Annotated in this window: 27 protein-coding genes and 1 pseudogene; 10 read left to right on the forward strand and 18 right to left on the reverse strand. The window is 55.6% G+C overall.

Annotated features, from left to right (window positions below; genetic code table 11):
- Positions 1-25: 25 nt before the first annotated feature.
- The 4 genes and pseudogenes from D9N14_RS20580 to D9N14_RS20595 all read right to left on the reverse strand — a co-directional run.
- A pseudogene (locus tag D9N14_RS20580) lies at positions 26-787 on the reverse strand (segregation and condensation protein A); the annotation flags it as partial.
- A 140-nt stretch (positions 788-927) separates the two neighbouring features.
- Positions 928-2,142 (reverse strand): tryptophan--tRNA ligase, encoded by a 1,215-nt coding sequence (locus tag D9N14_RS20585; RefSeq protein WP_290583324.1) that lies wholly within the window; start codon positions 2,140-2,142, stop codon positions 928-930.
- A gap of 163 nt (positions 2,143-2,305) precedes the next feature.
- Positions 2,306-2,926: an L-threonylcarbamoyladenylate synthase gene (locus tag D9N14_RS20590; protein WP_290583326.1), complete on the reverse strand. Its 621-nt coding sequence runs from the start codon at positions 2,924-2,926 to the stop codon at positions 2,306-2,308.
- Between the two features lie 42 nt (positions 2,927-2,968).
- The gene (locus D9N14_RS20595; RefSeq protein WP_290583328.1) at positions 2,969-3,835 is read right to left on the reverse strand and encodes a PHP domain-containing protein; all 867 of its coding nucleotides are present in this window, start codon (positions 3,833-3,835) and stop codon (positions 2,969-2,971) included.
- 88 nt (positions 3,836-3,923) lie between these two features.
- Between D9N14_RS20595 and D9N14_RS20600 the strand changes: the two genes are divergently transcribed.
- The 3 genes from D9N14_RS20600 to D9N14_RS20610 all read left to right on the forward strand — a co-directional run bounded on the left by D9N14_RS20600 (position 3,924) and on the right by D9N14_RS20610 (position 5,553).
- Entirely contained in the window at positions 3,924-4,508 is a 585-nt protein-coding gene (locus tag D9N14_RS20600; protein WP_290583330.1) for an inner membrane-spanning protein YciB, read from the forward strand.
- Positions 4,508-4,807: a YciI family protein gene (locus tag D9N14_RS20605; RefSeq protein ID WP_290583332.1), complete on the forward strand. Its 300-nt coding sequence runs from the start codon at positions 4,508-4,510 to the stop codon at positions 4,805-4,807. The genes D9N14_RS20600 and D9N14_RS20605 overlap by 1 nt, the downstream gene beginning before the upstream one ends.
- An 83-nt stretch (positions 4,808-4,890) precedes the next feature.
- Entirely contained in the window at positions 4,891-5,553 is a 663-nt protein-coding gene (locus D9N14_RS20610; protein ID WP_290583334.1) for a TIGR04211 family SH3 domain-containing protein, read from the forward strand.
- A gap of 66 nt (positions 5,554-5,619) precedes the next feature.
- On the opposite strand, the gene D9N14_RS20615 is transcribed toward D9N14_RS20610, so the two are convergent.
- Positions 5,620-6,801, reverse strand: a complete 1,182-nt coding sequence (locus tag D9N14_RS20615) for a CaiB/BaiF CoA transferase family protein (RefSeq protein WP_290583336.1) — start codon at positions 6,799-6,801, stop codon at positions 5,620-5,622.
- A gap of 180 nt (positions 6,802-6,981) precedes the next feature.
- On the opposite strand from D9N14_RS20615, the gene D9N14_RS20620 reads away from it, so the two are divergent.
- The 6 genes from D9N14_RS20620 (at position 6,982) to D9N14_RS20645 (ending at position 12,547) form a co-directional block, all read left to right on the forward strand.
- The gene (locus tag D9N14_RS20620; protein ID WP_290583338.1) at positions 6,982-8,001 is read left to right on the forward strand and encodes an AraC family transcriptional regulator; all 1,020 of its coding nucleotides are present in this window, start codon (positions 6,982-6,984) and stop codon (positions 7,999-8,001) included.
- A 44-nt stretch (positions 8,002-8,045) separates the two neighbouring features.
- A complete protein-coding gene (locus D9N14_RS20625; RefSeq protein WP_290583340.1) occupies positions 8,046-8,849 on the forward strand; it encodes a potassium channel family protein in 804 nt (267 codons plus the stop codon).
- 158 nt (positions 8,850-9,007) lie between these two features.
- Positions 9,008-9,667, forward strand: a complete 660-nt coding sequence (locus D9N14_RS20630) for a hypothetical protein (protein ID WP_290583342.1) — start codon at positions 9,008-9,010, stop codon at positions 9,665-9,667.
- On the forward strand, positions 9,657-10,580 hold the full coding sequence (locus D9N14_RS20635) for a hypothetical protein (protein WP_290583344.1): 924 nt from the start codon (positions 9,657-9,659) through the stop codon (positions 10,578-10,580). Before D9N14_RS20630 ends, D9N14_RS20635 begins: the two co-directional genes overlap by 11 nt.
- 347 nt (positions 10,581-10,927) lie before the next feature.
- Entirely contained in the window at positions 10,928-11,665 is a 738-nt protein-coding gene (locus D9N14_RS20640) for an RNA polymerase sigma factor (RefSeq protein ID WP_290583346.1), read from the forward strand.
- Between the two features lie 15 nt (positions 11,666-11,680).
- Complete coding sequence (locus D9N14_RS20645) at positions 11,681-12,547, forward strand: DUF4123 domain-containing protein (protein ID WP_290583348.1); 867 nt, start codon at positions 11,681-11,683, stop codon at positions 12,545-12,547.
- 68 nt (positions 12,548-12,615) lie between these two features.
- Here D9N14_RS20645 and bfr read toward each other — a convergent pair whose 3' ends face one another.
- The 6 genes from bfr to D9N14_RS20675 all read right to left on the reverse strand — a co-directional run bounded on the left by bfr (position 12,616) and on the right by D9N14_RS20675 (position 16,626).
- Positions 12,616-13,086, reverse strand: coding sequence for a bacterioferritin (bfr, locus tag D9N14_RS20650; protein ID WP_290583350.1), 471 nt, complete (start codon positions 13,084-13,086; stop codon positions 12,616-12,618).
- A gap of 91 nt (positions 13,087-13,177) precedes the next feature.
- Complete coding sequence (locus D9N14_RS22730; RefSeq protein ID WP_290583352.1) at positions 13,178-13,363, reverse strand: (2Fe-2S)-binding protein; 186 nt, start codon at positions 13,361-13,363, stop codon at positions 13,178-13,180.
- Between the two features lie 91 nt (positions 13,364-13,454).
- Complete coding sequence (locus D9N14_RS20660) at positions 13,455-13,709, reverse strand: hypothetical protein (RefSeq protein WP_290583354.1); 255 nt, start codon at positions 13,707-13,709, stop codon at positions 13,455-13,457.
- A gap of 189 nt (positions 13,710-13,898) precedes the next feature.
- The gene (locus tag D9N14_RS20665) at positions 13,899-15,245 is read right to left on the reverse strand and encodes a DegQ family serine endoprotease (protein ID WP_290583356.1); all 1,347 of its coding nucleotides are present in this window, start codon (positions 15,243-15,245) and stop codon (positions 13,899-13,901) included.
- A gap of 55 nt (positions 15,246-15,300) precedes the next feature.
- Positions 15,301-16,113 (reverse strand): thioesterase family protein, encoded by an 813-nt coding sequence (locus tag D9N14_RS20670; RefSeq protein ID WP_290583358.1) that lies wholly within the window; start codon positions 16,111-16,113, stop codon positions 15,301-15,303.
- Positions 16,114-16,122: 9 nt separating this feature from the next.
- The gene (locus tag D9N14_RS20675; RefSeq protein ID WP_290583360.1) at positions 16,123-16,626 is read right to left on the reverse strand and encodes a hypothetical protein; all 504 of its coding nucleotides are present in this window, start codon (positions 16,624-16,626) and stop codon (positions 16,123-16,125) included.
- 140 nt (positions 16,627-16,766) lie between these two features.
- On the opposite strand from D9N14_RS20675, the gene D9N14_RS20680 reads away from it, so the two are divergent.
- Positions 16,767-17,759 carry a GlxA family transcriptional regulator gene (locus tag D9N14_RS20680; protein WP_290583362.1) on the forward strand — a complete coding sequence of 331 codons (993 nt, stop codon included), beginning with the start codon at positions 16,767-16,769 and terminating at the stop codon, positions 17,757-17,759.
- 31 nt (positions 17,760-17,790) lie between these two features.
- On the opposite strand, the gene D9N14_RS20685 is transcribed toward D9N14_RS20680, so the two are convergent.
- From D9N14_RS20685 to bluB, 7 genes are all read right to left on the reverse strand, one after another.
- Positions 17,791-20,028, reverse strand: coding sequence for a putative bifunctional diguanylate cyclase/phosphodiesterase (locus D9N14_RS20685; RefSeq protein WP_290583364.1), 2,238 nt, complete (start codon positions 20,026-20,028; stop codon positions 17,791-17,793).
- A gap of 134 nt (positions 20,029-20,162) precedes the next feature.
- On the reverse strand, positions 20,163-21,155 hold the full coding sequence (locus D9N14_RS20690) for an MBL fold metallo-hydrolase (protein ID WP_290583366.1): 993 nt from the start codon (positions 21,153-21,155) through the stop codon (positions 20,163-20,165).
- Positions 21,145-21,579 carry a CBS domain-containing protein gene (locus D9N14_RS20695; protein WP_290583368.1) on the reverse strand — a complete coding sequence of 145 codons (435 nt, stop codon included), beginning with the start codon at positions 21,577-21,579 and terminating at the stop codon, positions 21,145-21,147. The genes D9N14_RS20690 and D9N14_RS20695 overlap by 11 nt, the downstream gene beginning before the upstream one ends.
- Positions 21,576-23,303: a potassium channel family protein gene (locus D9N14_RS20700; RefSeq protein WP_290583370.1), complete on the reverse strand. Its 1,728-nt coding sequence runs from the start codon at positions 23,301-23,303 to the stop codon at positions 21,576-21,578. The genes D9N14_RS20695 and D9N14_RS20700 overlap by 4 nt, the downstream gene beginning before the upstream one ends.
- A 6-nt stretch (positions 23,304-23,309) precedes the next feature.
- Positions 23,310-23,693: a DUF6394 family protein gene (locus tag D9N14_RS20705; protein ID WP_290583372.1), complete on the reverse strand. Its 384-nt coding sequence runs from the start codon at positions 23,691-23,693 to the stop codon at positions 23,310-23,312.
- Between the two features lie 34 nt (positions 23,694-23,727).
- Positions 23,728-24,000 carry a TMEM165/GDT1 family protein gene (locus D9N14_RS20710; RefSeq protein WP_290583374.1) on the reverse strand — a complete coding sequence of 91 codons (273 nt, stop codon included), beginning with the start codon at positions 23,998-24,000 and terminating at the stop codon, positions 23,728-23,730.
- Between the two features lie 16 nt (positions 24,001-24,016).
- Positions 24,017-24,682, reverse strand: a complete 666-nt coding sequence (gene bluB, locus D9N14_RS20715; RefSeq protein ID WP_290583376.1) for a 5,6-dimethylbenzimidazole synthase — start codon at positions 24,680-24,682, stop codon at positions 24,017-24,019.
- Between the last annotated feature and the right edge of the window lie 71 nt (positions 24,683-24,753).

Genomic DNA, 24,753 nt, shown 5'->3' on the forward strand with positions numbered 1-24,753 from the left:
CCGGTCCGGCCTCGTGGGCCGACTCCCGCGCCTTCACATGGATCGGACCAAAGGCCTCGCTCTGCACCAACTCTACCAGGGACTCTTTCACCAACTCCAGGATGGCCAGGAAGGTCACCACCACACCCAAGCGGCCCTCCTCGTAGCTGAACAAGCTGACGAAAGGCACAAAACGATCCTGCCCCAGCCGCTCCAGCACCTGAGTCATGCGCTCCCGGGTGGACAGTTTCTCCCGGCTGACCTGGTGACTTTCAAACATATCGGCCCGATGCAGCACTTCCTGCAACGCCAACAGCACTTCCCGCAGGTCCACCTCAGGATGGGCTTTCTCCCGCTCGAACTTGGGTTGTTCTGCAACCGCGAGATGCACTTCCCGACCCACCCGCGGCAGTTCATCAATGTCTTCGGCCGCCTTTTTATAGCGCTCATATTCCTGCAACCGGCGGATCAGCTCCGCCCGGGGATCATGCTCGTCGTCCTCTGCTTCGGTCTGGCGCGGCAGCAGCATGCGGGATTTGATCTCACCCAACAGGGCCGCCATCACCAGATACTCCGCCGCCAGCTCCAGGTTGAGGCTTTTCATCAGCTCCACGTACTGCATGTACTGGGCGGTGATCTGGGCCACGGGGATGTCCAGAATATCCAGGTTCTGACGTTTGATGAGGTACAACAACAGGTCGAGGGGGCCTTCAAAGGCCTCCAGTATGACTTCCAGGGCATCGGGGGGAATGTACAGGTCCTGGGGCAGCTTGGTGAACGCCTCACCGTACACCAGGGCAAACGGCATTTCCGCCTGATGCGGATGTCCACCCTCCGCGGACGGCTCATGATCCGGCACCGGTTCCTGCTGGTGGGAGGTTTGGTTCTCCGCCACCGCCACGGGTTCAGCGGCCCCTTCCAGCAGGGTGTCCTGTTCGGATATGGTCATTAAAAGTATCCCAGGCCCATGGCCTCTCGAACGTCTTCCAAGGTGCTCTTTGCCGCATCGCGGGCTTTTTCACACCCTTCCGCGACGATGCTCTTCACCAAATCCGGGTTGCCGGAATACTCAGCCGCCCGCAGACGGATCGGCTTCAATTCATCCTGCAAGGCATCAATCAGGGGTTTCTTACATTCCAGACAACCGATTCCCGCACTCCGACAGCCCTCTTGTACCCACTCCCGCGTGCTGTTATCGGAATACACCAGATGCCACTGCCATACCGGGCATTTTTCCGGGTCTCCAGCATCCGTCAGGCGGACACGGGCCGGGTCGGTGGGCATGGTGCGGATTTTATTCATCACGTCGTCTTCGCTGTCCCGCAACGTGATGGTGTTGTTATAGGATTTGGACATCTTGCGACCGTCCAGGCCGGGCATTTTCGAAGCCGGCGTCAGCAACGCCTGGGGCTCTGGCAGAATCACCTTGCCGCTGCCTTCGATAAAGCCGTGCAGTCGCTCCTTGTCACTGAGGGTGATGTTCTGCTGCTCCCGCACCAGAGCGTGGGCGGTTTCCAGGGCTTCCTCGTCGCCCTGCTCCTGATACTTGTTGAGCAGATTGCGATACAGCTTGGCGGCCTTTTTACCCATCTTCTGGATGGCCTGTTCCACCAGTTCTTCGAAACCGGGTTCCCGACCATATAAATAGTTGAAGCGACGGGCCACTTCCCGGGTGAGCTCAATGTGGGAGACCTGGTCCGCCCCCACCGGCACCTGACCGGCACGGTAAATCAGGATGTCAGCGCTCTGCAGCAGGGGGTAACCCAGGAAGCCGTAGGTCGCCAGGTCCTTCTCTTTAAGCTGTTCGATCTGATCCTTGTAGGTCGGCACCCGTTCCAGCCACCCGAGCGGCGTCATCATGGACAGCAGCAGGTGCAACTCCGCATGCTCCGGTACCCGGCTCTGGATGAACAGGGTGGCAGAACCGGGGTTGATCCCCGCCGCCAGCCAGTCGATGACCATATCCCACACCGACTCCTCGATTACCCGTGGATCTTCGTAGTGGGTGGTGAGCGCATGCCAGTCGGCAACGAACAGAAAACACTCGTATTCGTGCTGTAGTTTTACCCAGTTTTTGAGTACGCCGTGGTAATGGCCAAGATGCAGGCTGCCTGTGGGCCGCATGCCCGACAGGACACGCTGCTCCGAAACTGCTGAGCTCAAGGTAAACTCCTGATTTTAATATTGTATTTAACCGTCATCAGCACCCTCCCCAGCCACCTGGCCTGGGCACCGCAACGAAAGGAGTGATTATAGCGATATTCGCCACGCTGTCGAAGAGCGAAGCGCTGGCAGCGGCGGTTGAATAATGCGGGCCCGGCGTTGACTACCTGAATGGCGCCGGATCACCCTTGCCCTCCCGCAGGACCACCGGGGAATCAGCTTCCAGATCGACAACGGTGGTGGTATCCATTTCGCCCCAGCCGCCGTCCAACACCAGATCCACCTGCTTGCCAACCCGCTCGTAGATCTCTTCCGGGTCAATCAACGGATACTCCTCACCGGGCAGCAGGAGCGTGGTGCTCATGATGGGTTCCCCGAGCTCTTCCAGCAATGCCTGGACCACCGCATTATCCGGCACCCGCAGCCCCAGGGTTTTCTTCTTGGTGTGCATCAGGCGCCGTGGCACTTCACCGGTGGCGCGCAAGATGAAGGTATAGGGGCCCGGCGTGTTGGCCTTCAACAGACGGAAGGCCCAGTTTTCCACCTTGGCATAAATAGCGAGCTCGGACAGGTCGCGGCATAGAATGGTGAACTGGTGTTTGTCATCCAGTTGGCGCATCTGCACGATCCGCTCCAGTCCGCGCTTGTTTTCCAGAGCACAGCCCACTGCGTAGGCCGCATCGGTGGGATAAATCACCACCCCACCACCACGAATTCGGTCTGCGGCCTGCTTGATCAGCCGCTTTTGCGGGTTTTCCGGATGGATACGAAAAATGTCGGTCATGGCCCTGCCTGCCTAATGACGTTTTCTCAATGAGGATGGTGATCAGCGCATTGCCTGTTCCGCTTTCCACCCCAGCAAATCCAACACCGGACGGCACTGGCCCGGCAACGCCGGCATTCGCCCCAACTGAACCCAGCGCATGGAGGGGCCATGATAATCGCTTCCCTGGGATGCATAAAGCCCATATTTTTCAGCCAAATCAGCAAGTTGCTTCACCATATCCGGCCCATGGGTGGCCACGGACACCTCCAGGGCCTGGCCTCCGGCCTCGGCAAAGGCCTTCACCAGCCGCTCCAGCTTACTGCGGGTCAGCTTGTAACGCCCTGGATGGGCCACCACAGCCACGCCACCGGCTTCCCGAATCCAGCGCACGGCCTCCACCAGCTCCGGCCATTCCGTTTTCACATAGGCGGGCTTGGACTGCGCCAGGTAACGTTGAAATGCCTGTTTGCGATCGCCGCAGGCACCGGCCCGCACCAGGGCATCGGCAAAGTGCGGGCGGGCCGGAATCCCCTGCGGAGCAGCGTGTGCGGCTGCCTCAAACATTCCCGGATAACCCAGCTTCTCCAGTCGCTGCGCTACCAGATGCGCACGGGCACTGCGTCGCTCCATCTGTTGCTGCAATCGAGCCTGAAAGCGGGCGTCGTCAACATTGATCCCCAGCCCCACCACATGAATATCCATATTGCTCCAGCAGGAGGAAACCTCTACCCCGGGGATCAACGTCAGACCCACCTCGGAACAGGCTGTCTGCGCCTCAGCCAAACCGGCAGTGCAATCATGATCGGTCACAGCCAGCACGGAGACTCCGGCAGCCACTGCCGCTGCCACCAGCTGGCTGGGTGTCAGTTCACCGTCCGACGCGGTGCTGTGGGTGTGCAAATCCACGGTGCTTGGCAGGTTTTGCATGAAAAAAGCCTATCTTGGGGACCTCAGGAGTGCTTAGGCCGGTCAAATATTCTATCATTGGTGCCTCTTCAAAGATGAATTAATTGATATGAAACAGTTTTTCGACTTTTTCCCGGTGATGCTCTTTGTAGTTGCGTACTATATGAGTAAAGACATGATTCTCTCCACCAAGGTGCTGCTGGCCGCCAGCGTGGTGCAGATAGCGGTATTCTGGCTGTGGAAACGCACCGTGGAGAAAATGCACCTGGGCACTTTCGTGGTGGTTCTGGTGATGGGCAGCCTGACCATCTTTCTCGATGACCCGATCTTCATTGTCTGGAAACCTTCCATCGTAAACTGGTCAGTGGCGGCGGTCCTGCTGGTGAGCCTGCTGATCAAGAAGAACCTGGTGCGCAAGGCCGCTGAGGGTTTCCTTAAACAGACACCCCATCTCAGCCTCAACATGCCCGAAACCAAGTGGGCCCCCATGTGCCTGATATGGGTGCTGTATTTTATTGCCCTGGGCGTGATCAACCTGTTTGTCTATTTCACCTACGGAGAAGACTTCTGGGTGACCTTCAAGCTGGTGGGCTTCACCATCATCAATATCGCGTTCTTCATTGGGCAGTTCGTCTATTTGTCACGCTACATCAGCGAAATCAAACCGGATAACAATCAGGAGTCACAGGGTTAATGTACTACGCCATTGTCAGCCAAGATGTCGAGAACAGCCTGGAACTGCGCATGGGCGCACGACCGGATCACCTGGCCCGACTGGAGGCGCTCAAGCAGCAGGGGCGCCTGCTGGTGGCAGGCCCGTTTCCCGCCATTGACAGCGAAACACCCGGTGCGGCCGGCTTCACCGGCAGCCTGGTAATTGCAGAATTCGACAGCCTGCAGGCCGCACAAACCTGGGCCGATGCCGACCCCTATGTGGCGGCCGGGGTTTACGCAAGCGTGATGGTCAAGCCTTACAAAAAAGTGCTGCCATAATCACCGATTGTGACCTGGTTTAATGTCACCACCGACATGAAATCGATACACTGCGCCAAAATCAATAACAACGGGGAACCATAGTGAAACAACTGACCAGCGCACTTGCCACACTGATGATCACCAGCCTGCTGGCCATTCCAGGGTATGCCAAAACACTCTACATCCACGATAACCTGCGGGTGGATATGCGCACCGGTCCCAGCGTTGAATATCGAATTATCGATTTTCTGCGCAGCGGTACCAGCATGGAAGTCCTGAAGGAGTCCGGCGAGTGGATTCAGGTCCGGATCGGTGACAAAGAGGGCTGGATTCAATCGCAATACACCAGTGATGAGCCGATTGCCCGTGACCAGCTGGCCCGTGCCCTGAAGCAGATTCAGAGTCTGCAGTCCGAAAACAACTCTCTCAAGTCACAATTGGGTGAAACCCGCAGTGAACTGGGTGGACTGAAATCGGACCACAACAAAATGAGCAGCAGCACCGAGAAGCTGCAACAGGAGCTGGATCGCATCCAGAAAGTGTCCCGCAATGCCATTGCAACCGAAGCCGCCTACCGCCAACTGCAGGAAGAAGCGGAACTGCTCAAGGTGGACATTGAGAAGCTGCAGGTGGAGAACATCCGGCTGGCTGAAGACAACCTCAAAGAAGGCATCCAGTGGGGGGCCGGCGCCGTATTGTTGGGCGTTATCCTGGCCTGGTTAATATCCAAAAGCAGTGCCAAGAAACGTCGCAGCGAGTGGTAACCACTGGCATGACGCACATCTTGACACTCACGTAGATGCACAGACCCTCACACAGCACCGGCGCGCCTACATGGTAGCGCCGGTTTTTTTCATAGCCTCGATTTCGTCCACGCTGAACCCGGCCTCCGTCAACACCTCCCGAGTGTGTGCGCCCAAGGCCGCGCCGGTAAAATCGTAACGGGGTGGCGTGCCAGAAAACTTGACCGGAGATGCCAATTGGCGCTGGGAACCGCCGCCGGCAGTGGGCACCTCCACCAACAGTTCCCGGGCAACGATCTGGGGATGCTCGCAAGCTTCATTGAAACTGAGCACGGGCTCAACACAGGCGTCCAGGGCGCTGAACACCTCCAGCCACTCTGCAAAGCTGCGGGTTTTCATCACCGCGGCAATATCCTGCTTCAAAGGCCCCTGGATATCCGGGTTCAACGCCAGCCCCTTGGCTGACCATTCCGGATGACCAATGGCCTGGCAGAACTGGGCGAAGAATTGCGGCTCAATACCCGCTACCGACAGCCAACGCCCATCAGCGGTTTCATAGCAATCGTAGAAACTGCCGCCGTTCAGCTGCGTATTCTCAAGACCGGGCTCCACCCCACCCACCAGGGCCGGCGGCGCCGTCAGGGCATGCATGGAAAACGCGGCGTCGGTCATACTGATATCAATGTGCTGGCCTTCCCCGGTCTGCTGACGATGAATCACCGCCGCCAGGATGGCCATAACCGCGTGATAGGACCCACCGGCCACATCCGCCACCTGCACATTGATCGGCGCCGGCCCGCTGCCTTGGCGCCCGTTGTAGCCAGTAACGCCGGCAATCGACAGGTAATTGAGATCATGCCCCGCCCGCTGCCGATACGGCCCGCTCTGCCCATATCCGGTGATCGAGCAAAAAATCAGTCCCGGGTTCTCAGCCTTCAGCGCCTCATAGCCCACCCCCAGACGATCCATTACACCGGGGCGAAACTGTTCCACCACAATGTCATACTGTTGCACCAGCCGCTTCACCGCCGCCACCGCATCTGGCTTTTTCAGGTCCAGCGCCAGGGATTTCTTCGAGCGGTTCAGAAAACCGTGGCAGGCCGATATCCCCTCGTCCATCGGGGGCAGCATCCGCACCATATCCGGCCGGGTGGGGCTTTCCACCCGCACCACCTCTGCCCCCCAGTCCGCCAGGATCATGGCACCAAAAGGCCCCGGTAACAGGGTGGTAAAGTCCAGAACACGCAGGGAAGAAAGGGGTCCGCTCATATTTATGTCCAAATGCCGGTCTATTGTTACAATTAAATGGTTGATTTGCATACTAGGTAACGGACCATACTGAATACATGACCAGAAAGATCAAAAAGCCTGGCTATTTACGCCATTTGTTTGCCTTATTCGGTTCTCTGGGGCAACATGCCACCGCATCGTTCGATAAACTGCGTGATAATGAAAACTAGTACAGTATCTGTTCATTACGTTAATGCTTGCCTGGCCCGCGCCCGTCAGGCCGGCTTGGATACCCAGCCCTTCATCACCCGTCTGGACGTCTCACCGGAGATTCTGGAGGACCCCACTGCGCGGGTGCCCAGCGAAGAGTACGTACGCCTGTGTATGCAACTGGTGATGGCCACCCGCGACGAATTCCTGCTGTTGGGGGGCATTCCCCGTACCCGGCCTGGCACCTTTGCCCTGATGGCCCACGCCAGCATGCCCGCTGGCAACCTGAAGCGGGCGATCTTGCGCTTTTTCCAGTTTTACAACCTGCTGCTGGACGATCTGCACTTCAAGCTCAGCCGCAAGAACGATGAAGCCATCATCAGTGTCCGGTTTGATGACCCCGAGCTGGATTGGGATCACCAGACCACCGACAGCATATTGGTGCTGCTGCACCGCTTCTTCAGCTGGCTGATTGGACAACGACTGGAGCTCACCCAGGTATCCCTGAGTGGTGAGCCACCGGTGCACCGGGAGGAGTACCAGCGGCTGTTCCGCACCCGCATCCTGTTCAACCAACCCAGAAATGCCCTGCATTTCAAGCAAAAGTACCTGGACAACCCGGTCACCCAAAGCGAGTCCACACTCAAGGAATTCCTGCGGGAAGCCCCGTACAACCTGGTGGTGATTCCGGACAACGACGACAGCCTCACCGCTAAAATCCGCCACATCATCGGCAACGACTTCCGCCATGACTTTCCGGATTTCGAAGCAGTGGCCCGCTCCCTCAACAGCACCCCCCAGACCCTGCGCCGCCACCTCAAGCAGGAAGGCACCTCCTATCAGGAAATCAAGGACACCATGCGTCGGGATGCCGCCATCTACTATCTCAACCGCTCACAGCTGACCATCAATGAGATAGCGGATCTAATGGGGTTTTCGGAACCCAGCACCTTCCACCGCGCCTTCAAAAAATGGACCGGCCTGACCCCCGGCGCCTATCGCCAGAACAGCGACCAGGAAATGATTTAGGCAATCTGTCTATACTGAACAGATAACCCAAAGAGCGAGGGAACATGCAACGACATACCATTGACGTGTTCATGGGATTTGGTGGCGTCCACCCGGCGGAGAGAGAGCGTGCCGTCCGCTGGGGTGGCTACCTGGAAGCCCCCATGCTGGTGATCGCACTCTGGATTCTGCTGGATTGGTACCTGATCACCAACGATATGCTGGATGCCCGATCGCGCCTCAAACTGGACTGGGTGGTGTGGGGCTTTTTCCTGCTGGAAACCTGCGCCCTGACCCTGCTCACCCAGGACAAGATTCGTCACCTCACACGAAACTGGGCAAATATAGCCATTATCGTACTGGCATTCCCTCCGCTGTTTGAAGTAAACGAAAAGTTCGGCATCTTGCGCCTGATTCGATTAGCCTTCCTGCTCGGTTTTTTCAGCCACAATTTCCGCATTGTGATGAACGTCCTGCGGCAGAACCACCTGGGCAAAACCCTGGTAGTCAGCGCCATACTGATCACGGGGGCCGGCATCCTCATCGCCGGCATCGACCCGGCCATCAAGAGCCCGGTGGACGGCATCTGGTGGGCCTGGGTGACCGTCACCACTGTTGGCTATGGGGACGTTGTTCCCGCCAGCGTGGCCGGCCGGGTATTTGCGTCCCTGCTGATCCTGATGGGTATTTGCCTGGTGTCGCTGATCACCGCCAACGTCTCCGCTTACCTGCTGTACCGATCTTCACAGAAAGAGATCCGTTACGAACAGCGGGAGTTGCGCAAACTGCTCGAGATGGAAGACCGCATGGTAGAACTGGAAAAGAAAGTTGACACAATCCTGGAGGTCCTGCAGAAAAACAAAAATTAGCTCACGCGCTTGTACGAAATCTCCCACATTTTTACCTCTCACCTGTCTCTATAATGGCGGCGCGCCTGAAAAGCCCAGTGGCAGCGGACCCGCCACCCCAAAAGCGCCATTAGCATCATCTCGATGTTGTACCAAGCAGTTGTAAACAGGGACGAACCATGAGAGCAGTCAACACGGCGGAGTGCCACTATTTTTCCAGCAAGGAAGCCGATAACGAGTTTCTGCACAAGCTGCTGGTCAGCGTAAACAAACGCTTTTTTCAAAACAGAATAAAAACCAATGTGTTGTGGGATGTCCCCAAAGGTACAGTCTCCTTGTTTATCGGCGAGCGTGGCCCCCTTTTTCATCCAGGCGACGAACTCTACAGCGTGTTTGCCACGGCCAGAACGCTGATCGAAGCCGGGCAACCCCACAGCGCCATTCCTCATCTCGAAGCCTGTGCAGCCGCCAATCATGCCGATTCAAAATTATTGTTAAGCCATATTCTGAAACGAATCGGCGATGACCGATGGCAGAAATTTGCCCGGGAATACAATCAACAAACGGCCACCGTACGGGCAGTGCCCGCGGCCTGTTACTATTCGGATAGTCGAACCATTGCGATTCACCCCCACTTGCAGGAACTCAACACGCCGCAGTTCGTACTGAAGTATCTGCTCTATCATGAGTGTTGCCACCAACTCATTCCCAGCCCCCTGGAACAGGCACACCCGCCGGAATTCATGGAATGGGAACGCAAGGCCCCCAACAGAGAGCGTGCACTTGCCTGGCTGGAAAAGCAGGGGTTTCCAACCTTACGAACCACCCATGCTCCGTAGCGCAGGCGCTACGGTCGCCGCTCTACTGATCAGCGCTTCGCTTTCTGCATCCACCTGCAATCAACCAACCGCTCTCTGCCTGCAGGAACACACCGTAGAACAGTTGAGTGGGCTGGGCCTGCCGCCGGACTCCCCCCTACGGGAGCACCTGCAGTTTGAAGTGGAGACCCTGCACAAGCAGCCAGCGGCAAGCCTGTCGCCCTTGCAAAAAGAGTTGATGAGGGAGGAGAAGCTGATTCAACTTGTCCAGAGTGGCAAACTGGAAGCCGCCCAAGCGCAATCAGAAGACATCCCCCAACCCCTCCAGGACCTGACGCAATCCCAGGGCACTCATCTCGTCATCCAGCAGCTCACGCTCCAGTTGGACGACGAGAGCGCGGAACAACTTAAGCGCGAACGATTGGAGGCCAGCTTAAAGAACGGCAACGCTCCAGATCTTGAACTGATCAACATCGCGCGCCATGAAATCCTGGGAGGCGATCCCAAGAAAGGTTTGGCCACTCTGAACAACGTACAGGTGAATGAATTCAGCGACATCGCCCTTGCCCACGAGCTGGCCATAGTGCGCCAACTGGGCCATGCGTCTGAGGCCCTTTTTCTGAATCCGGCTGCCGCCAAAGGCGACTGTAATCAAGACAGCGGCTTACTGTATTCCAACATCAGCCTCTATTTTTCACCGGAACACCAACAGCTGATAGAGCCGCTTTGGAACACACCGGACCTGCCCCAAGCCTGGCGCGCCCAACTGGCACTGTCGACCCTGTACCGTAACGCGGGGGCCTGCGAAATTCTTATCTCACTGCACCTCAAACAGATTATTCATTCCGCCTTACAATTCAGCGTGCATTCGGAAAAAGATGGGCAGGACCTGGTTTTTTTACTGCGCGCGATAAGACGATACGGAGCCCTCTAAAGCCATCGAACTGAGCAGATTTTTGCTCAACAAAACCACCAGCCAATTCATACATAGACGTATTCAACACAAATTTTTTCGCCATAAAATCGAAATTATTTTTTCGATTATGTATTGTTTTTGTAAGGCCGAAACAAACCAAGCAAGCGCTCATTTTTAATCAAAACTTAATCACAATTTCGTGTAAGAAATTGCTCAATTTGCTGCAATCCTATTGTTTTGAAAAAACCTCATTGCTAACCTAGCCGCCGTTCCAAGTCGACTGCTGATTTGGACAGGGCAAGACCATGTAAGCGGGGGCTTATGAACTACAGGTCTTGACCTTATATCTAAGGATGGGAGTTAAAATGAATCAGAGCATCTCACGATTCCGCAACCTGGCGGACTGGCCGGACCATGATTGGAAAACAATAAATATCCATTTGTTTATTGCTGCGAACTTCAACCGTTACTGCTCCGGCCTGATAAAAAAAATCGGCTTGCAATATCTGCCCAGCGACGCAACAGACTCCATGATGAGCCTGTTCTGCGACATCGCCTACAAGCCGCTGAAGACCGTGCATGAGAAGAACCTGGATGCTGTGGGGAACCGCCGCAATCAGATCATGTTGGGCACCCTGAAAATGATCACCAACACCCGCATGGTGGACGCACTCATCAAAGAGTACCCCTCATACGTGGCGTTAGAGCAAATGGTGGAGTTCAGGGACGAAGACAACGGTTTCGATGGCTCGTTTGCACCTGAGGAATACCGTTCCGCCCTACCCCAGACACTGGGTGAAACCACCTTCTTCGCAGCAGAAACGTGCGATATGGACCCGGAAGAAACCGACCTGGAGGCCGAGCGGGAGAAAGACCGCATCACCGTTATGCTGGAGATGCTGCGGTCCTATCTGACGCCGGTTCAGTATCGCCACATTCGCTATGCGGTTTGTGAAGGATTAAGCTCCCAGGAGATTGCCGACCGTACCGGGCACTCGGTAACCAACGTTCGAATCATGTTGCTGAATGCACGCAAGAAGATGCTGGAACTGGTTCCGCCCCATCTGACCGAATCCATGCAAGAGTTCTTGCATCGTAAATAAGGCACCCAAGTGGAAATGTCCTCGCCGATAAACGACAGCGAGCTTCCCGATGTGCTTTTAGGCATCATCAGAGAGCGGCCGGAGCAATGCGTTTATGCCCTGATTGACGGCACTGCCAACAACGTTATGCTCAGCCACTTTTTTCAGACCGCCCCGGATGCAGCTTACTACCCGCTGTTTCTGGGTACGGATCTGGAGGACTGCATCCCCAGGTCACCTTATCTGGTGCAGATCAAATCGCAGCACCTGGATTTTATCCGTCATTGCTGCAATGAACCGGCGCCTATCTGGTTCACTTCGCCCCTCCCCCTGTCACAGCAACCGGACTTCTGGAAATCAAGGCTCTACGTTGAACTTCCCGATGGCAGGCAACCCTTGTTTCGCTATTGGAGCGCGGGAATACTGGAGCCCTTTATCGGCACGCTTGATCAGTCTCAAGCGCAGCAATTCCTGGCACCCGTGGAACACCTCATCACACCACTATCAGATCAGCGCCGCTGGCTGAGTCGACTCATTCAAACCGGGGCAACAGTACACGCCAAACCGGGCAGTTGGCGACTGGCCGAACCGCAGCTGCTGGCGTTCCAAACCCATTTTTCCCGCATCCAGGCGCGGGAAATGGAGAACAGTCTGTGGGATCGATCGCCAGAGTTGCTATCGCGACTTCACCCCGCCCTGATTCCGCACAGGATCCAGAATGGACTGAACAAGGGTACCGAACTGGGGCTAAACCGGGACACAGCGCTCAGCCAGTTCATCGAGTGCCAACTGCTGTGGGGAGATAACTTCTGGCAGCAGGAGGGATTCAAAGAGCTATGGGGCGGGACTGATTCAGATAAGGACTTTTTGGCACGATTGGGACAGATTCGAGATGAGCAATGAAGCAGGCAGGAGTGATGTCGTATGGGGGAAGGAGTGGTGAGCCACCGGGCCGACCACTCCGATTCTGGTTAGCTGCCCATTTTGGACTGCAGGTAATTTTTCATACCCACCTTGTCCATCAGCTCCAACTGGGTTTCCAGCCAATCGACATGCTCTTCTTCGGATTCGAGGATGTCGACAAACAATTCTCGTGACACGTAATCCTGGGCCTTCTCGCAGTAAGCGATGGCCTCTTTCAAGTCGGGTATAGCGTCCATCTCCAGCTTGAGATCACACTCCAGCATTTCTTTAACATCTTCACCCACACGCAATTTGCCGAGGTGCTGATAGTTAGGCAGGCCTTCCAGCAACAGGATACGGTCCGTCAACTTGTCGGCGTGCTTCATTTCATCAATGGATTCGTGGTACTCGTGTTCTGCGAGCTCATCGAGCCCCCAGTTTTTGTACATCTTGCTGTGCAGGAAGTATTGGTTAATGGCGACCAGCTCATTACCCAATACCTTATTGAGATATTCAATAACCTTTGCATCACCCTTCATGGGGCTCTCCTTACGGGATTACAAAAAAAATGTAAAAAGAAGCTAACCGCTAAAAGGTAAACCTAATAACGGGTGATTGCAAAGCTAAGTTTTATAGGATCAGATTCTCACTGGTCAAGCTGTGCTGCCGCAGGCAGCTCTTGGCATCACTGCCACACTTTCCACATTGTGAACCCACCCCGGTTTTATCACGCAGGGACTTGTAGTCGTTAACACCTGATTTTGCGGCTTCCTGGATGTGCTTTTCAGTGACACCCTTACAAATGCAAACGTACATGCTCTTATTTATCCCCTCCAAGTTTGGAAAGAATAATATTGCGAATGCGAATAATTGTCAATTACAAAAGTGTGACGTTTACAACAATTTGTCAGGAATCCTGATGCTCAACTTCCCGCTGCGGGTTTTTAGCCGTATCCAGGCCCGAAGCAGACTCCTGGCTCCCGGCCACTTCGTCAACTTCATTAACGTGATATACCCCGGCAGGGGTAAATTGGGAAGGTCCTGCCACAGGTTGATAGTTGGCGAGTTTCCGACGCACATCGTCTGCGGTGGCGACGGGCTTGTCGGGTGTGCCTTTACGCGTTTTCCTTTTGAATAAGTGGGTAAAAATGGTTTTCTTCATAACGAGTTGTGACTCAGAGGTGACGATACAAACAACTTCCGTGTCCGTTGCAAACCACTCTGAAGTGTTGCCTAGACGCGATGTTTATCAAGCTGGGAATTATGACCCCTCGGTTTCTGGAACTCAAGAACTAGCGGCGCCGCCCCTTCTTAACTCAGGAGGAGCGGCGCCGGAACGGACGCTAAGTGATTATTTCAGGACCAGGTAAAGAGCCGCATTACCCCGCAGCAATCGCAACAGTAACTGGCTTTTGCTCTTCGCCAAAGCGGACTTCATGTCATCCAGGTCTTCTACCCGCTGCTTGTTCACGCTGGTAATGATGTCGCCTTCACGCAATCCCGACACCTGGGCTGCTGATCCGGGGTCCAATGACTGGACCAGCACACCTGCCGGGTCCTTACTGTTGGCCAGGTGAGCGCCATCCAGGAACTTGTGGAGACTGCTGGAGGCCAGTACCGCTCCGCTGGATTCACCAATTTTGGCGGTAAGCTGCTTGGTGCTGCCATCACGAATCACTTTGATTTTGACTTTGTCACCCACTCGGCGAATGCCCACGGCGTTGCGTAACTGAGCCGCCGATTTCATTTCCTTACCATCAAACTCAATGATGACATCCCCCTGCTTGATGCCGGCTTTATCCGCTGCAGAGTCTGGTTGTACTTCAGACACCACCACGCCTTGCTTGCCATCCAAATCGAATGCTTCTGCCAGATCCGGCGTCAGGTCCTGGATCACTACGCCCAGTTGGCCACGCTTCACTTCGCCGTGCTCCAGAATCTGCTCCAAACTGTGGCGCGCCATATTGGTGGGAATCGCAAAACCAATGCCCACGTTTCCGCCCGCAGGAGCGATAATGGCCGTGTTGATGCCCACCAACTCCCCTTTCAGGTTCACCAGAGCACCACCGGAGTTACCCGGGTTAATGGACGCATCCGTCTGAATGAAGTTTTCGTACCCTTCGATACCCAACCCGGTCCGGCCGATGGCGCTCACCACGCCGGTGGTCACTGTCTGGCCCAAACCGAACGGGTTCCCGATGGCCACCACAAAATCCCCCACCCGGGTGGAGTCGGAGTCTGCCATTTTCACTTCCTGCAGGTTATCGGCTTTGATTTTCAGGATAGCGATGTCCACATCCGGGTCCGACCCAATCAGTTTTGCGTCGAAGGAGCGGCCGTCGTTCAGTGAGACCTTGATCTCATCGGCACCATCAATGACGTGAAAGTTGGTGATGACTGTGCCGGCATCGCCATCCACGATCACACCGGAGCCGGCACTTTGCGATCGTTTCATTTGTGGCGCCCGTTGGTTTGGGCCGAAGAAATGACGGAAGAAAGGGTCGTTCAAAAGAGGGTTCATCTGCTGGCGGGTGGCAAAGGTTGAGATGTTGACCACCGCGGGATTTACTTTCTCCAGCATGGGGGCCAGGGATGGGAGCTGATTGCCATCACCATCCTGCAATGGCCACACGGCAAACGCCGGGGCGCTGACCAACACCATCAGGAAAACTGCCAAAACACGCTGTCTCAGCTGCATCGGAAACTCCTTACTCTATTCAATCAGGAAATTTCCCATTTCGACCGGGTGCGATTTAGTTAGTTCCGCCAAAGCCCCTCATTGGCATGATGGTTTGCGTGACCTGGCCCACTCGCCCACCCCCATCATGCAACACAGTCAGTACCTGCCCCACTCCGGTTTCATCCAACAGCGCCTCACTCTGTAACCCGATCCACTCCCCTTGCGGCAGTCGCCCCAAATGCAGCTGGATGTCCGCATTGATGGTGCCAACCTGATCGCCGAGACTGAGTTGGCCCACTCCATTACCAAAATCCGCAGCCAGGGCCGCCAGCATGAAGGGCGTATTGGGTTGCCCGTCAATCACCAGCGCCGGTAACCTGATCCACGCGCTTCCCCTACCGGTCTCGTCTAGCCCACTGATGGGGCGTAACTGAACGGTGGTGTGCAATCCCGGCGGTGGATTCCCGGACTGGCCAAACAGGATATCACCGAACGATACAGTATCCAGGCCATCTGGACTGGGCAGCGTCGCCTGATGCCGGGGGGCGTAGGCTGGCAAAGGCAGCGGCTCAGGCTTCACAAACAAGCCACTGGCCACAGCCACCAGGCTGCCGCCTGCTGTCAGCTTCGCCTGCAACAGGGCAATTCGCTTGCCAGCCCGAACAGGGCTGACCTCCACCTGCAGCGGTGTACCCGGTACCGGGCGAATCAAATCGATGGACAGCCTGGCGGGCAGCAACTGAAGCCCCGCCACCTGCTGCTCCAGGCAATGGGCCAGGAGCCCTGCGGGGGCCCCGCCATGCAGTACCTCGGGGTGCCAAGGACTACCGGCAAGCGGGGTCGGCACAAAGTCATTGCCTTGAACTTCAAACAATACTGCGGTCACGTTATTACCTTAAATCAAAAACAGATCAACAAAACCCACCAGCGTGATACCCAGCCCACCGAACAGAACCGGCCACAAGGCCATGTCCCTCAAGCTGCCGGAGACGCGGGCAAAGCCTGCGAAAAAAGCCACCATCAGGTGTGCAAACAAGGTGAGCCCCACCAGGGCTGCGTTGTTGGCATCAAACGCCAGGATGCCCCAAACGAGAAACGCAGACACTGTAGAGATAATGCCATCACGCACGTTATTGACGTCGGCCAGATTGGCCAGATACAGCACACCCAGAGAGGCACTTAAAGCCGCAAAAAAACTCAATCCCGGCGGCACCGGCAAGCCATAGCCCAGCAACCAGAACAACAGCCCCCCCGCGACGGCGCGCAGAATCACGTCCAGGGTAATCGCTACGTTTTCACTGAATGCGGAAAGCAGCATGCCGCGGCTGACCGGACAGGAACTGAAATCCGGGGTGCCCATATCCCCGATGGTGTGGATGGAGCGGGTTGTCGTTGCCATAAAGCGTCCTCCCATTTGGTACGCAAGCATTTGATCCGCGAAGTTTGTAGCCGGGATTCAGATTAGTCCTTGACGCAGGCATGCAAAAGTGGCATTTATGACAATATGAATGCTTCTTTTGCCATTACGGAGAGAATAAAATGACCACTAAGCTGGCAATATTCGCATATGATGGATGCTTATCGACTTCGATCACTGGCCCGACAGATGTCTTTCACATCGCCAATATCCACCAGCGAGTGCGCAAGGAAAATCCTGGTAGTCCATTGTTTTCGTGGAAAATATACTCACCGGACGGCAAACCCGTGCACACCTCCACCGGCATCACCATCGCAGTGGACGGTCGCTACGAAGAAGCTGGCACTCCTGACATCTGCCTCATTCCCGGCATCGACCATGCGTTTGGTTATGAGGTCACCAAAAAGACCGAAGAGATGCGCAGTGTGATGGGCAACCTGATCAAGACCCACCACGCCAGGGGCGCCGCCATCGCCTCCAATTGCAGTGGCTCCTTCCTGTTGGCGGACACCGGTTTGCTGGACGGTTACGAGGCAACTACCAGCTGGTGGCTGGCCCATCACTTCACTCACTCGTTCCCCAAAGTGCATCTGCGACTGGAAAAAATGGTCACCGAGCAAAATAATGTTTACTGCTCTGGGGCGGTGACTGCCTATATGCATCTGTGCATTCGCTTGATTGAACGGTTCGCCGGCCCCAGCATCGCAAAGTGTTGCGCCAAAACCGTGATGTTGCAGAACAAGGAGTCCACCCAGGCTCCCTACATTCCCGTGCCTCACCATTTCAAGCAGCAGGATGAGCTGGTAAAAAACGCGGTGCAGTGGATGCAGGAAAATCTGGATCAGGAGTTTCAGCTGGACGCGCTTGCGAGCCAATTGGCCGTGAGCCCGCGCACGTTCATTCGCCGCTTTAATCAGGCCACCGGCAAACCACCCAAACAGTATTTTCAGAAGTTGCGTATTGACGAAGCCAAACGGTTACTGGAATCCACCGCGTTGAGCGTGGACGACATAACCGAAAAGGTGGGTTACGTGGACGTCAGCTCTTTCCGTAGACTGTTCAAACGTGAAGTGGCGCTCTCCCCCACGGAGTATCGCAAGCGATTTTCCCGCTGAAACGCTACAGAAGATGATGCATGGGAGCACGTCACCCGGCCTGAAAGCCCTGCTCGCAATAACGGGCCAGGTAGCGCTGGAACTGGGTGACGCTCATGGCCGGTGCCAGGTAATCGCCTTGTAAGAAATCACACCAATAGCGCTCCAGATATTGAAAGTGCGCCAGAGTCTCCACTCCAGTGGCCAGCACTTTGATATTGAGCTGATGAGCCAGAGTAATGATGGCCGACGCCACCGCTGCGTCGTTGCGGTCCGTCATCAGATCAGCCATCAGGCTCTTGTCAATTTTCAGGACATCCACTTTGAATCGGCTGAGCAGGCGCAATGAGGTGCCCCCCATACCAAAGCGATCGATGGCAATGGCTGCGCCACGACTGCGTAATTCATGCAAAGTACCGGTGATGGAATTGAATTCGTCGTTCAGTGCGGTTTCCGGCACCTCGAACTGAATGGTGTCATATTGAAGTCCGGTAATGGCCAGACAACGCTCCAGAAAACTGAACAGCTGATCCCGGTTGCGCAGGATCAGCCGCGGCAGCCGCACCCCCAGGCGAAAGTTGACACCGAATTGTTGATGCAATCTGGATGTTTCCTGACACGCCTGCATCAACGTCCACTCGAACACCTCCGCCAACATGCCGGCGCTTTCAAGATGTTCATAGACCTCATCCTGGTGAATCCCAAATTCAGTCAGAGCCGGCCAGTGCAGCACCGATTCCACCGCATGTAGAGAGCCATCCATGCCATCCATTTGTGGCTGCAAGCGCAGCTCCAACTGACCGGTAGTGAAAGACTGGTGCAATCTGGCCTCCAGTTCCACCCGCCGCTCCACTTCACGGTTGAGGGCTGCTGTGAAAAACTGAAAATTATTGCGACCTTTGGCTTTGGCATGGTACATCGCCATATCCGCATGGCGGGAAAGATCGACTATATTGTTTCCATCAACAGGAAAATTGGCGATGCCGATACTGGTGGTTACCACCACCTCTTTGCCGTTGACGGGAATCGGCATTTGTAATGCTTTAATAATATTGGTTGCCACCCGGGCGCAATCCTGCAGGTGCTTGAGGTCCGTTACGATCAGGGTGAACTCGTCACCCCCCAGGCGTGCCACTGTATCCTTGGTTCGGACCTGCTCCCGGATGCGCCGCGCCACCACCCGCAACAATTCATCCCCCGCCTCATGACCAAGGCTGTCATTCACATCCTTGAATCCATCCAGGTCCAGGAAGCACACCGCAAAGTGCCGGTTGTCCCGGGTCGCGCCGTTGATTTCCTGTTGCAGGCGGTCCAGGAACAGGCGCCGGTTGGGGAGACCGGTTAACTCATCGTAGTAGGCCAGCATTTCAATCGTGGCATGGGCCTCATGTAACTCGGTGTGGTCCACCAGGGTACAAACATAGCGGGTAGCCACACCCTGGTTATCACTTACTGGTGACACTTGCTGATACACCCACATGGAGCTGCCGTCGCTGGCCAGAATTCGCACCTCGCCTCGCCATTGCCTGCCTTCCGCCAGACTCTGTTGCATGTCATTGACGATGGACGCATTAAAGTCATTGGGGATGAACGAAAGGTAGCTCAAGCCCAAAACGTCGATAACATCATAGCCAGTCAGCTCGGAGAAAAAGGGATTTGCGTATTGAATAAAGCCCTGGGTGTCGGTTACCACCACCGAGGTGGCACTGCTCTCTACAGCCTGGTGCAGTTGCTTAAGTTGGAGCTCCATATCAAGTCGGTGGGCATACTCATCCAGCCTGTCCAGTGCCGTGCTGACGTCTTCTTCCAGCTCTGCCAGCGTGAAACTGTAGAGGTCTGAAAAATCGTCTTCCCACTGAGAGCACAGCACCAGCACACCAACGGATTTCTGCTTGAAGCGAATCGGAATCACGGCCACCGCGCGCAGCTGCTCCTGCCGGATCAGCGTGCTCCAATACGCCGGCAGCACCTGGTCGGGACTCAATGTCAGCACCGCTGCCTGATTGCTGAAAATGGCGCGGACCACCGGGTCGGATTGCTGTTTGGATTCGCCACAAGACAATTGCGGCGCGTTCCCCAATCCGCCGGATTGAACCACGGGGACCACCCGATCCCCATGCTGTATACCGACCCAGGCGAAACGATAGCCGCCCTGCTGCACCGCCAGTCGACACAGCAATTCGAAGAGGTCCGTCCTGGTTTCGCAGAGCGTTCTCTGCTTGTTGAATTCCCTTAAAAATCGATGGATCAGAATGAGGCGCTTGAGCGCCCCCTGCATCTCTACTAACAAGGGCAACCACCTGAAGGCTTTTCGTCAGTCTACGCTAACGGTGCTACAAACTTAACCTTCCCCGAACGGGCTCGGCGGCGGAATTCCCGGATAAGTAAACGCTTTCAGCCCGTTACGACCTGCAAATATTTATTTCAGAAAAGCGTCAGAGTTTCGCCAATCCTGAGCACACCGCAGGGCACATGGGTGTTCGCCGCCAGGAAGCGCTCTTTCGGTTCCATCATGGGCTCAGTGGTCAGCCGGATAGTGCCCCAATGCATGCCGATCAAGCGGCGGGCACCAATGTCTTCACCGATTTGAACCGCCTCTTCCGGCGTAGTGTGGACCGATGACATCAGGGTTCTTGGCTGGTAGGCGCCAATGGGTACCAGCCCCAGGTCGAACCCATCGAAGTGGTCTCCGATTTCCCGAAACACGGGCCCATAGGCGGTATCTCCAGCAAAGTATATCCGCCGCTTCTCGCTCTCAAGGGAAAAGCCACACCACAAGGTTTTGTTGAGATCGAACATCCCGCGACGGGACATGTGAATGGCCGGTAAGGCCGTCACCCGGCACGACGCCGCTTTCACGTCTGCGTACCAGTCCAACTCCGTCACCTGGCTGAAACCCTGTTTCTGCAACAACGACTTCAACCCCAGGGGCACCACCACCTGCGCCTGGCCAAAGCGCGCCGCCAAACGCTCCAGAGCACGGGTATCCAAATGATCGTAATGATTGTGGGACACCAGGATGCAATCCACCGGCGGCAGTCGTGCAATGGCAACCGCAGGCGGCACCAGGCGTTTGGTGCTGCGTGAAGGTAGCGGGGAGGCATAATCTGTCAGGTAAGGGTCGGTCAACAAGGTGACGCCATCCAGTTGAATCAAAAAGCTGGCATGGCCCAGCCAGAGGATTTTGTCCTGGTCCCCTGCTGCCCGATACCCGTTCAAGGCCTCGTCTTCTGGTAACACATGGTCCGGCGGCAACGGGTTCTTGCCCGCCAGACGCAGTAACTCTCCTGCGAAGTGGGCCGCTTCGCGGGCGACCTCCGCACTGAGGGGCGGTCGGGTCGGGCTTCCGGGTGGGTTGCAGAAACCACTCCGGGTATGATGGGGTTTATCCGGGTTATACCAGGGATTACGCGGCATCGTTACCATCAGGTTTGGATTTGAGTTTGATCAGAACCTCGGCGAATTTTCGGAACACATCGTTGTGCGTCAGAATCCCCGCCAGTTTCTCATTTTTAGTGATCAGTGCCGAGCCGAGATGCTTGTCCGCCATGACTTTGAGTACATTTTCCAAAGGGCTGTGGATATCCACCACATAGGTGCGCGAGCTGTAGATGTCCTTAACATAGAGTTCGTCTTCCAGTGACGCGCTGCTGAATGGTGACGCCACAAATTTGATATCCCGATCCGTGAGCACGCCCACCAACTTGCCGGCTTCCGTCACCGGCAAATGATGGAAGCCCTGCTTCTCCATCATGGCAATGGCATCCTGCAGTGGTTCGTTCACGTCAATACTGTAGGGAAATGGGGTCATGGTTGTTGCCAGTGTGGGAATGGATTTCATACCCTGCCTCCGATGTCTTTCGACCGTTCATTCTTTTTGAAAAGACGCTGCCAAAGATATCCACCACCTTCATCCTGGCCGCTGATCACATACTTTAGCACATTGGAATTGCACACCGTCCACAGCATCTGATTCTGCACGTGACTACGGCCACACAACAGCACCTCATCGTCGATGCGCAAGCAAAAATCTTCCGCCGGGAGCACATGATAGGCACCGTTGCGCACCACCATCAACACCATAGCGGGCAGCTGTACGCCGCGATTCTGGGGATGAACTGAAAGATGGCGGGTTTGTATGTCCCGCCCGTGCCTGAGCATTTCATACATTGCCGGCGCGGTATCCCGATCGATGGTGAGAGACCAGCTGTCCAATGGATTATCCCGCACCAGCACGTCGAAACGGCGCACCAGCTTCTCACACCACTCTTCATCATGTTGTTTGATTTCTTCTAAGAAACGGATCAGCAACGGGGTCTTGATGAGAGCCATGATGCGTTGTGCCACGATGATGTTGGGGTCCATGATCATGTTGATCGAAGCCGCTTTAAAGACCGGTGAATTGTGATGACTGTTCTGGCGCGCCACCACCATCAGATTCTTTTTAAGATCCTTCGCTGTTAACACGATGGAGAGGTTGTTGGCATCGTCCGAGGTGCCGGCGACAATGCCCACTGCACTCTGGATACCGGCTTCCATCAAGGTATGGGCCTCGGTGCCCAGGCCTTTCACCACCCACAGGTCATCTTTGATTTTTTGCGTATCGGGGTTGGGCTCAACAATCACGGTTTCCAGTTCAAGCTGATCAAAGCGACGCTGAATAGCTTTGCCCAAGCGTCCGTATCCACAGATGATCCAGCGCCCTTTTTCCGGCTTCATCACCGATTGCAGGGAACGATGCTGGGGGCTGATCAGCCAGTTGTAGGCCAGTTGCCGATAAGGGTGAAACACCGCATTACACAGGTACTCTGCGAAGGTTTCAAACGGGTCCACCACATGGTCGGTGTTGAATGAGCGCAGGTTGCCAGCGTACTCCCGGGTGGCCACCCGACTCAATACCATGCGTGTTGGCGCCAGCAACTTGCTGGCCAATGCAATGTACAGATTAACGTGGTCATCGTCTGTCAGGCATAACACGCCGATACAGTTTTCCAGAGCCACGCCGGCATCCTGCACCACATCCGGTTCGCTGGCGTTGGCGCACAAACTGGGAATGTCAAACGGCAGGTTGTCCAGCTCCAACGCGTCGATCCGGCTTTGTTTCAGCTCCACCACTACCGATTGAATACCCCGGCGGGCCAGGTCTGCCACCACTGCGCTGCCGGTAAGTCCGTAGCCGCAGACCAGGTAGAACGGCTCCTTGAGATGCTCCACCCGATTACGAAAGCGATGCCGCTGGATCAGATTGATAAAGGTATGGTCACGCAGGGTCGCGATGACGGCACCAATGCTGTAAATCCATCCCACCACCGTGGCATAGATGCAGAACAGGGTCCAGAACCGTTGGGCCGCGGTGAACTCATAGGGGATCTCGCCAAATCCGATGGTGGACCCCATGAAGCTGACGAAGTAGAACGCCTGGAAGAAATTCATCCGGTAGGGATTGCCCTGGTCATCCACACCGGGTATCAGCACATAGCCCAGCACGGAGATGGAGTAAATGACAATCAGGGTGATCAGCGGCGCCCGCAGGCGACGCAGGATCAGATAGGCGACATAATTCATAAGCGCTTAGCGGCGCACCGTGATGGTTTCCACCACCAGTAATACCACGGAGATCACATTAGCCAGGAGTGCTCCCCCGGACATGGACACCACACTGGCAATCAGATCTTCGGTCATACCGCCATCGGCAATATTGGTGGCGTAGGCCCACAAACAGGCCGCCACGATCAGCTGCAAGTCCGCCACCAGACTGGTCGCCAACAATACGGCGCCAAGATGAGTACGGTCACCGAATTTCATCACCGTGGCAATCAGGCTGATCACCAGCGCCGCAAATAACTCGTAGACGTTGTGATGGTCAGCGTCGTGGATTTCCCCCAGGAAAAAGCCAAAGTTGAGGGTGGCAGCCAGGATAATAAAGAATGCGAAGATGACTTTTTCGGTGTTCATTCAGGTTCCCCATGGTCCATTGGGGGTGTTGACCTTATCTGAAAATCAGCACCCAGGCGCCTATCAGTATAAAGCCAATTCCAGCAATCATCGACAGCACTTTTTCGCTGACATACTGGGAAATCACGCTGCCTGCGGCCACGCCAATGGCGGCCGCCACCACCAGCGCAGAGGCGGAGGCCAGGAACACGGTCCATTTGCTCACCGCTTTGTCTGAGGCAAACAACATGGTGGCCAATTGGGTTTTGTCACCCAACTCGGCCAAGAACACACTGACAAAGATGGTGAGAAACACACGCCAGTCCATCTTTTACTCCCAAAGGTTAGTTTTCCTGTTGTGGTGGCTGATACGTTTCATTATGTACCAGCGTCTGTAGTGCCCGGCGGCGCTCCCACTGCAGGCGCTCCAGCTCCGGTGCGTCATAAAATTCATCCACGTAGCCCAGACACAGGTAGCCGACTAATTCGCGGTCCTTCGGCACCTGCAGTATGCCGCGGATGGCAGCAGGGTCCAGGATGCTGACCCAGCCCATACCGATGTTCAGGCTGCGGGCCATCAACCACATGTTCTGAATGGCACACACCACGCTGTAGCGACCCACCTCATCCATACTGGTCTGGCCCAGTACAGGCGCAGTGGATGGCCGGTAAAACACAGCGATATTGAGAGGTGCCTCGACAATGCCTTCCAGCTTCATGCGCTGATACAGTTCGGCCCGCTCCCCGGCAAAAAGATCAGCGGCTTTACTGTTTTCCTGCTGAAAACTGTCGCGGATGGCTCTGCGGCGGGCGGTATCGGTGACCAATACAAACTCCCAGGGCTGGGAAAATCCCACCGACGGGGCGTGGACCGCCGCCTCCAGAATGCTCTGAATGGCCGTTTGAGGAAGCGGATCCGGGTGAAAGCGATTTCCCCGCACATCCCGCCGGTTCAGGATGATTTCCTGGAGCAGGCTGGCTTCTTGCGGTGAAAAACGACGACCCTTCATGATGGCGACACACATTGGCTGCTGAAAAGATCGGCGATTATAGTGTTTTTTGTCCGGCCCGTGAAACGACA

Source organism: Ketobacter sp. (assembly GCF_003671495.1).
Classification (GTDB): domain Bacteria; phylum Pseudomonadota; class Gammaproteobacteria; order Pseudomonadales; family Ketobacteraceae; genus Ketobacter.

Bases quoted from the DNA above. Each gene is read 5' to 3' on its own strand.
- D9N14_RS20695 (WP_290583368.1), bottom strand. From the start codon at position 21,579: ATGAAATCCATTCCCACACTGGCAACAACCATGACCCCATTTCCCTAC.
- D9N14_RS20590 (WP_290583326.1), bottom strand. From the start codon at position 2,926: ATGACCGACATTTTTCGTATCCATCCGGAAAACCCGCAAAAGCGGCTG.
- bluB (WP_290583376.1), bottom strand. From the start codon at position 24,682: ATGAAGGGTCGTCGTTTTTCACCGCAAGAAGCCAGCCTGCTCCAGGAA.
- D9N14_RS20710 (WP_290583374.1), bottom strand. From the start codon at position 24,000: ATGGACTGGCGTGTGTTTCTCACCATCTTTGTCAGTGTGTTCTTGGCC.
- D9N14_RS20635 (WP_290583344.1), top strand. From the start codon at position 9,657: ATGCTCCGTAGCGCAGGCGCTACGGTCGCCGCTCTACTGATCAGCGCT.
- D9N14_RS20605 (WP_290583332.1), top strand. From the start codon at position 4,508: ATGTACTACGCCATTGTCAGCCAAGATGTCGAGAACAGCCTGGAACTG.
- D9N14_RS20675 (WP_290583360.1), bottom strand. From the start codon at position 16,626: ATGGCAACGACAACCCGCTCCATCCACACCATCGGGGATATGGGCACC.
- D9N14_RS20615 (WP_290583336.1), bottom strand. From the start codon at position 6,801: ATGAGCGGACCCCTTTCTTCCCTGCGTGTTCTGGACTTTACCACCCTG.
- D9N14_RS20690 (WP_290583366.1), bottom strand. From the start codon at position 21,155: ATGCCGCGTAATCCCTGGTATAACCCGGATAAACCCCATCATACCCGG.
- D9N14_RS20660 (WP_290583354.1), bottom strand. From the start codon at position 13,709: ATGAAGAAAACCATTTTTACCCACTTATTCAAAAGGAAAACGCGTAAA.
- D9N14_RS20700 (WP_290583370.1), bottom strand. From the start codon at position 23,303: ATGAATTATGTCGCCTATCTGATCCTGCGTCGCCTGCGGGCGCCGCTG.
- D9N14_RS20600 (WP_290583330.1), top strand. From the start codon at position 3,924: ATGAAACAGTTTTTCGACTTTTTCCCGGTGATGCTCTTTGTAGTTGCG.
- bfr (WP_290583350.1), bottom strand. From the start codon at position 13,086: ATGAAGGGTGATGCAAAGGTTATTGAATATCTCAATAAGGTATTGGGT.
- D9N14_RS20665 (WP_290583356.1), bottom strand. From the start codon at position 15,245: ATGCAGCTGAGACAGCGTGTTTTGGCAGTTTTCCTGATGGTGTTGGTC.
- D9N14_RS20640 (WP_290583346.1), top strand. From the start codon at position 10,928: ATGAATCAGAGCATCTCACGATTCCGCAACCTGGCGGACTGGCCGGAC.
- D9N14_RS20630 (WP_290583342.1), top strand. From the start codon at position 9,008: ATGAGAGCAGTCAACACGGCGGAGTGCCACTATTTTTCCAGCAAGGAA.
- D9N14_RS20680 (WP_290583362.1), top strand. From the start codon at position 16,767: ATGACCACTAAGCTGGCAATATTCGCATATGATGGATGCTTATCGACT.
- D9N14_RS20620 (WP_290583338.1), top strand. From the start codon at position 6,982: ATGAAAACTAGTACAGTATCTGTTCATTACGTTAATGCTTGCCTGGCC.
- D9N14_RS22730 (WP_290583352.1), bottom strand. From the start codon at position 13,363: ATGTACGTTTGCATTTGTAAGGGTGTCACTGAAAAGCACATCCAGGAA.
- D9N14_RS20625 (WP_290583340.1), top strand. From the start codon at position 8,046: ATGCAACGACATACCATTGACGTGTTCATGGGATTTGGTGGCGTCCAC.
- D9N14_RS20645 (WP_290583348.1), top strand. From the start codon at position 11,681: ATGTCCTCGCCGATAAACGACAGCGAGCTTCCCGATGTGCTTTTAGGC.
- D9N14_RS20705 (WP_290583372.1), bottom strand. From the start codon at position 23,693: ATGAACACCGAAAAAGTCATCTTCGCATTCTTTATTATCCTGGCTGCC.
- D9N14_RS20595 (WP_290583328.1), bottom strand. From the start codon at position 3,835: ATGCAAAACCTGCCAAGCACCGTGGATTTGCACACCCACAGCACCGCG.